Here is a 5,135-nt window from a genome sequence, read left to right on the forward strand (position 1 = left end):
TGATGCGTGGTCGTGTTCGTCGCAGGCGATGACGACGCGGCCAGCGCGTCGGTGGCGAAGCTGGTAGACCGGCTTGGGTTTGCGCCGATCGAACTCGGGAAGATCGGCGAAGGCGGCCTGCTCATCCAGGCAAAGGGCCGCACGTGGGGCCACTTGATTTTTCAGGATCTGGTCAAGTTCGATTGATGAAGGGTGCGAGGTTTTACCTCGCGCGCCTGCCCAGCGCAAACAACGTTCCGGCGACCAGAATGAACGCGCCGATAATCACCTTCTGCCAGGTACTCGGCACGCCGACCAGAATCAGCACGCTGTTGATAAGCGTCACGAGCACCACGCCCAACAGCGTGCCAACAACCGTACCCGTCCCGCCGGTAATCCTCGCCCCGCCTAGAATCACCGCGGCGATCACATCCAGCTCCGTGCCCACCAGATCAAACGGATTCGCCAATCGATTGGTCGATACGTGCAGAATCCCCGCGATCCCTGCCAGCATCCCCGTGTATCCGAACACGAACAAATGAATTGAGCGCAGGTTGTAGCCGAGCCGCTCGGCGATCGGCAAGCTTCCGCCCATTGCGTACACGCCGCGTCCCATCATCGTTCGATTCAGCAGCCACCACGTCACGACCGCTGCCACGAACAACGCAATCACCGATACCGGCAACACCGCGCGAAGGCCATCGTTCGTGTGATAGAAAAAGAGCGGCAAACGCCCGAAGCTATCCATGCTGTGCGGGATGTTCATGAAGAACTGCGTTCCCACGAACGTCAGCAACAGGCCGCGATACAGGTACTGCGTGCCGATTGTCACGATCAGCGAAGGCGCTTTCAGCCGATGCACGAGCACGCCGTTGATCAACCCCAACACCACGCCGCCGAGCGCGCCACATAAAAGAATCAGCGCAAACGGCGCATCCGGCCACCACGCAAACACGGCCTTGGTGATGGAGTACATCGTGAAAGCGGCAATCGCGGTGAACGACACATCGATACCGCCCGACGCCAGCACCACGAGCGTCCCCAGCGCAAACAACGACACGGTCGTGCCCGAGTGCAGCAAATCGAAGATGGTCGCGAACTGGAAGAAGCGCGGGTTCAGCGTGCCGACCACAAGACACGTGATGATGATCAGCCCGAGCGTGAACCACTCCGGATTGCGCACCAGCCGCGCGGTAAAGCTCAACTGCCGCACTTGCGGTGCGACTTCGGCCAATGGCGGCTTGATCTGCGATGTCTGAGCAACGCGATGAATTGACTCGCTCATGCTGCCTCTGAAAGTAGTGCGTGATAAAGATCGGCCTCGGTCAAGTCTTCGGCTCTGTACTCGTCCGATACACGGCCTTTCTTCATCATCAGGATCCGGTCGGAGTTCTGCAGCAACTCGGGCAGGTCGTCGCTGATCAGGATGATGCCAATGCCCTGCTCCGCCAGCCGCTGCATGATGCGATAAATGATGTCCTTCGATCCCACGTCCACGCCAACGGTCGGTCCATGCAGGATCAGAACGCGTGGATCGATGGCAAGCCATCGGCCGATCAATACACGTTGCTGGTTGCCGCCCGAAAGCGATTGCACGGGTTTGTCCACGTCGGGCGTTGCAATCTGCAAGTCCTTCACGGTGCGTTCGGCAAGTTCACGGGCGCGCTTTTTGTCGACTTGTCCGAAGCGGTCGCGCAAGCTCGAAATCAACGCGGTGATGACGTTGTCGCGAATGGACTTGTCGAGGAAAAGCCCTTCGTTCAGGCGGTCTTCCGGCACATAACCTACGCGTTGCCACTTGGCATCGGACGGCGTTTTGAGCCGCACGATTGAACCATCCAGCGTCACCGTCCCGCTGTCCGCGGGTGCGACGCCCGCAAGCGCCCGCGCGAGTTCGTTGCGCCCGGAATCGAGCAGACCGGTCACGCCGAGAATTTCTCCGCGATGCAGCGAGAACGTGACATCGGCGAACTGGCGCGAACGCGACAGGCTCTTCACATCGAGCACGATCTCACGGCCGTCCATGACCTCGGCCTTCCTGTAGCGCTCGTTCGATAACTGCTTGCCCGTCATCAACTCGCCAATCTGCGCCTTCGTATAATTTTCGATAGGACCCTGCGCCATCTTCTGGCCGTCGCGCAACACGATCACTTCACCGCCGATTGCGTAGCACTCGTCCAGCTTGTGACTCACGAACAGCACTGCGACGCCGTCGGCGCGCAGTTTTGCAAGCACCGCGATCAGGTTATCGACTTCCTTTTGCGTAAGCGATGTCGTGGGTTCATCCATGATGACGAACTTCGCTTCGCTCGCAATCGCGCGTGCAATAGCCACGAGCTGGCGCGTAGCCAACGGCAATTGTTCGATCAACGTCGCCTGGAAATCGGCATCGCCGGGAAGGCCTACTGCTTCCAGCGCACGCGCCGCCGTGCGTGCCAGTGCCTTGCGATCAAACGTCCGCGCAAGGCGTCCGCCATGCGCCGCGAGTTCCGAAGTCAGGCCGACGTTCTCCGCCACGCTCATGTTCGGCAGCAGCGAAAGATCCTGATACACGGTTTCGATACCCGCCGACAACGCCTCGAGCGGTGCGAGCCGCGCATGCCGTGCGCCTTCGATGACAAGCTCACCCTGATCGGGCGGTTGCGCACCGGAGATGATCTTGATCAACGTGCTCTTGCCGCAGCCGTTCTCGCCGAGCAGGTGATAGATCTGCCCGCGCTCGAAAGAAAGGCTCACGCCACGCAGCGCATACACGCCGGTAAAGCGCTTATGGATATCGACGACTTCGAGAAGCGGCACTGTACTCATCACTGAACCTTCAACCCTTTCAAGCTTCCTGATGACAGCGTGCATGGCGCCCTTCGGGACACCGTGCACGCCTTGCGTCCTGCCAGCCAAGATCAGAACGGATACTGCTTGTAGTTGGTCTTGTCGACGTCAACCCAGCCCGTTCCGCGCACGATGATGCCCTTGCCCGGACCCTTGCTCACGGTGACCTTGTTGTATCCGACGATACCCAGGTCCGCGCCGTTCTCGACTGTCTTGCCATCCACGAGCATCTTCGCGACCTTGTTCATCGCGATACCCGCAAGCTTCGGATCCCAGAACGCAATGCCGTTGACCGCGCCGCTTTCAAGGAACTTGCCGGCTTCGGTCGGCAGGCCCGTGCCGTACACGCAGATCTTGCCGACCTTGCCCGCCTCTTCCACCGCACGGCCAATGCCGATCACATCCAGCGACGACGACCCTTGGAAGCCAGTCAGGTCAGGGTGCTTGCGCAGCACTTCCTTCGCGACCTGATAAGCACGTTCGCCGTCGTTATTGGTTTCGAGTTTCGGCTCGACAAGGTCCATCTTCGGGTACTTCTGCTTCGCATTGCCAATACCGCCATCCGCCCACTGGACCTGCGAACGGCTACCGAGAGAACCGACCAGCACCGCCCATTTGCCTTGCGAACCCATGCACTTCGCCAGACGTTCGTTCAGGCCCGCGCCATACGCGGTGTTGTCGAACGCTTCGATATCGACCATCGTGTTCTTGGCGTTGTCGGCTTCATGCGTGACGACCTTGATGCCGCGATCCATCGCCTTCTTCAGCGCCGGTTCGAGCGTCGGCGGGTCGTAGGGAACGACTGCGATCGCCGTGACCTTCTTCGCGATCAAGTCTTCGATGATCTTCAGTTGCTGCGCCGCGTCCGCGCGTCCCGGACCCGTCTGATACGCGTTCACGCCGGGATTGTCCTTGGCGAATTCCTTCACGCCGTCGTCCATCCGGTTGAACCAGTTGATACCCGTGACCTTCACCACCGTGACGATGGTTTCGTTGGTCGCGGCGTGGGCCGCGGCAATGATGCCGCCAGTCAGCGTGACAGCAGCGAGTGCGATGGCAATGCGATTGAGTTTCATGCGTTTGTCTCCGTTATGGTTTGTATGTACAGCACATGAGATGAATCGAAATTCAGGCGGCGGGCGGTTTCGGCACCTTGATCACGGGCGCCGCGCCGCCCAGTCCGAAGATCGCGCGCACGCGTTCTCCGCCGGCGAGCGCCAGCGATGCCAGCAGTAGAAAGCCCCAGGCGCAATCGCCGAAGAACTGCGACACGCCGAGCAAATTGAACAGGCTCGATAAAAATTGCAGCACGGTCGCGGCCAGGAACACGCACACGATGCGCCCATATCCGCCCGCCGGATTCACGCCGCCCATCACCGCAATCAGGATCGCGATCAGCAGGTACGAGTTGCCGTAATCCCATTTCGCGCTCGAGGTATGCGTCGCGCTGATCAACCCCGCGAGCGATGCCAGCACGCCGCACATGCCGTACGTGAGAATCAGCATGCGGTCACGCGGAATGCCTGCGTAGAACGCAGCTTTCGGATTCGTGCCCATCAGATAGAGACGCAGGCCGAACGGCGTGCGCTTGAGCAACCAGCCGAGCAACAAAACGGTTGCCACGAAGATCCAGAGCGATATGGGTACTTCCAGGAAGGTGCCGTTGCCGATCGCTGAAAGCGCATCGAGATATTCGACGCGCACCGACGCGCCGTTGCTGAGCACGACGGCAATTCCGGTAAACAACAACGACGTACCCAGCGTGCAAAGAATCGGCGTGAGTTTCAGGCGCGCGATGATCACGCCGTTCATCAATCCGCCGATCAAACCGAGCGCCACCGTGATCGTGCAGAACACGGCTGTGTAAAGCACAGGCGAGTTGTCGGCGGAGATGAACATGGGCAGCAACAGCGCCGCGACCATGCCCGAAAGATTGGCGAGCGCCACGCCCGACAAGTCGATACCGCCATTGCCCGATACCATCGAAAGCATGATGCCGAGCGCGAGCAGGCCGAGTTCGGGCAACTGGCTGCCCATCGACTGGAGGTTGTCGATATCGACGAACTGTCCGTGCGATAAAACCGTCGCAACGATCACGACCAGCAGGTTCACCGCGACCAGGAAATTCAGTTGCCGGTCAGCGAGCAATTTCGATGCAAACATCCAGGCGCTCCTCGGTTCAGGAATGTTGAGCTGGTTCGCCGAGTACGGCGTGGATTTCGGCGAGCTTTGGCATGGACGGTGCAGTACCCGCACGCGTGACCGACAGGCTTGCGAGCGCGCAGCCGAAACGTACGGCGTCGAGCGCGCTTTCGCCGCGTGCGAGA

General features: G+C 60.1%; 5 protein-coding genes and 1 pseudogene. 1 reads left to right on the forward strand and 5 read right to left on the reverse strand.

Annotation, left to right across the window (positions count from 1 at the left end):
• Nucleotides 1–12: 12 nt before the first annotated feature.
• Entirely contained in the window at nt 13–186 is a 174-nt protein-coding gene (locus ACRXB1_RS29865) for a hypothetical protein (protein WP_449494089.1), read from the forward strand.
• A 16-nt stretch (nt 187–202) separates the two neighbouring features.
• Here ACRXB1_RS29865 and ACRXB1_RS29870 read toward each other — a convergent pair whose 3' ends face one another.
• The 5 genes and pseudogenes from ACRXB1_RS29870 to ACRXB1_RS29890 all read right to left on the reverse strand — a co-directional run.
• Complete coding sequence (locus ACRXB1_RS29870; protein WP_174362624.1) at nt 203–1,264, reverse strand: ABC transporter permease; 1,062 nt, start codon at nt 1,262–1,264, stop codon at nt 203–205.
• Nucleotides 1,261–2,787, reverse strand: a complete 1,527-nt coding sequence (locus ACRXB1_RS29875; protein ID WP_449494090.1) for a sugar ABC transporter ATP-binding protein — start codon at nt 2,785–2,787, stop codon at nt 1,261–1,263. Before ACRXB1_RS29875 ends, ACRXB1_RS29870 begins: the two co-directional genes overlap by 4 nt.
• 92 nt (nt 2,788–2,879) lie before the next feature.
• Entirely contained in the window at nt 2,880–3,884 is a 1,005-nt protein-coding gene (locus ACRXB1_RS29880; protein WP_062001296.1) for an autoinducer 2 ABC transporter substrate-binding protein, read from the reverse strand.
• 52 nt (nt 3,885–3,936) lie between these two features.
• On the reverse strand, nt 3,937–4,971 hold the full coding sequence (locus ACRXB1_RS29885; RefSeq protein ID WP_174363724.1) for an ABC transporter permease: 1,035 nt from the start codon (nt 4,969–4,971) through the stop codon (nt 3,937–3,939).
• Between the two features lie 16 nt (nt 4,972–4,987).
• Nucleotides 4,988–5,135 (reverse strand): annotated as a pseudogene (locus ACRXB1_RS29890) (ribokinase); the annotation flags it as partial.

The sequence above is a fragment of the Caballeronia sp. M23-90 genome (genome assembly GCF_053574605.1).